This window comes from Paenibacillus sp. LS-5 (assembly GCF_056121505.1).
Window position 1 is genome coordinate 1 of sequence record NZ_JBWAVA010000049.1, and the last position, 558, is coordinate 558.

Consider the following 558-nt stretch of genomic DNA (forward strand, 5'->3'; position numbering starts at 1 on the left):
ACCACTACCGCGCTCACGTCACTTATGCCAGATACTTTAGTGGGGGGGGTGCCGCTGCCACTTATCCAACTCCACACACTCCCATCACCCGAAACAGCAGCGTTACTGGTTCCTCCAGCAATTGCCTTTATTCCACTTAGTCCGCTAACAGCCGTGAAGGTTTTGTTAAATCCTCCCCAGACACCTACGCTTCCATCTTTTTTTAACGCCAATCCATAATTGGGTCCCTCCGCCGTTGCAATACTCGTGATATCCGTCAGCCCCGTCATCAAGATAGCTTTAGGGGTTGTTGTTCCGGTGGAACCCGGAATCTTGTTACTGCTACTATCTCCCCAACCCCATACCGTTCCATCCGTCTTTAGAGCATACACACTATCTCCTGCTGCTAGCGCACTCACTCCGCTTACCCCTAGTACTTGTACCGGCATAGTTCGGTTGATCGTTGTGTTATCCCCCAATTGTCCGAAAGAGTTATAGCCCCATGACCATACCGTTCCGTCCCTCTTGAGTGCATAGCTACTACTTCTGTGGGCTGCAATGGCAACAACATTCGTTAGA

The 558-nt window shown here is 50.5% G+C and carries 1 protein-coding gene and 1 pseudogene; both read right to left on the reverse strand.

Annotation, left to right across the window (positions count from 1 at the left end; all coding sequences use genetic code 11):
* Positions 1-398: RCC1 domain-containing protein (locus AC0MA3_RS26370; RefSeq protein ID WP_474658336.1), on the reverse strand; the 398-nt coding region annotated here is incomplete at its 3' end.
* 33 nt (positions 399-431) lie between these two features.
* Positions 432-539, reverse strand: a pseudogene (locus tag AC0MA3_RS26375) (RCC1 domain-containing protein); the annotation flags it as partial.
* Positions 540-558: the final 19 nt, after the last annotated feature.